Source organism: Micromonospora sp. B11E3 (assembly GCF_039871625.1).
GTDB lineage: Bacteria > Actinomycetota > Actinomycetes > Mycobacteriales > Micromonosporaceae > Micromonospora.
In genome coordinates this window covers 1-553 of sequence record NZ_JBDPMC010000260.1, presented here as the reverse complement: position 1 = coordinate 553, position 553 = coordinate 1, and the positions used below count along the sequence as shown (strand labels likewise).

1 protein-coding gene is annotated in these 553 nt (G+C 69.4%); it reads right to left on the bottom strand.

The features are described 5' to 3' along the window. A partial coding sequence (locus tag ABGB16_RS33980; protein WP_347672135.1) for a helix-turn-helix domain-containing protein occupies positions 1–394 on the bottom strand: 394 nt, incomplete at its 3' end. Positions 395–553 lie beyond the last annotated feature (159 nt).

The following is a 553-nucleotide window of genomic DNA, read 5'->3' as shown; positions in this document are numbered from 1 at the left end:
CTGGTTGCGCAGGAAGGTGCCCCAGTTGGTGTCTGGCTGGCGGGGCGGCGGGGGCGACCCGCCAGCCGGCCAGGATCCGTCGGATCGTGCCCGCTCCGATCCGATGGCCGAGCCGCTGTAGTTCGCCTTGGATTCTGCGGTGTCCCCATCGCGGGTTCTCTCTGGCCAGCCGTAGCACCATGTCCCGGATCTCGTCGCTGACTGGTGGTCGGCCGGGTCGGTTGGGGTAGGTCCAGTGGCGTCGCACCAGGCGGCGGTGCCAGTTCAGCAACGTGGCCGGGGTGACGATCCGATGTTCCCATATCCGGCGGGGCAGCAGGCGGGCCAGGGCGGACAGGATCGCCCGGTCCGGCCAGGACAGCCGCGGCCGGCCGGGAACCTGCCGGCGGAGCACCGCTACCTCATGCCGCAGCGCGAGAACCTCGACCTGAGGTTCCCCCGATAGCGTGGAGGCCGGACCTAAGGGGATAGATGGTCATGGCTGAAACGAGGAGACGGTTCGACCGGGAGTTCCGTGAGGGCGCTGTGCGGATCGTGCGGGAGACGGGTAAGC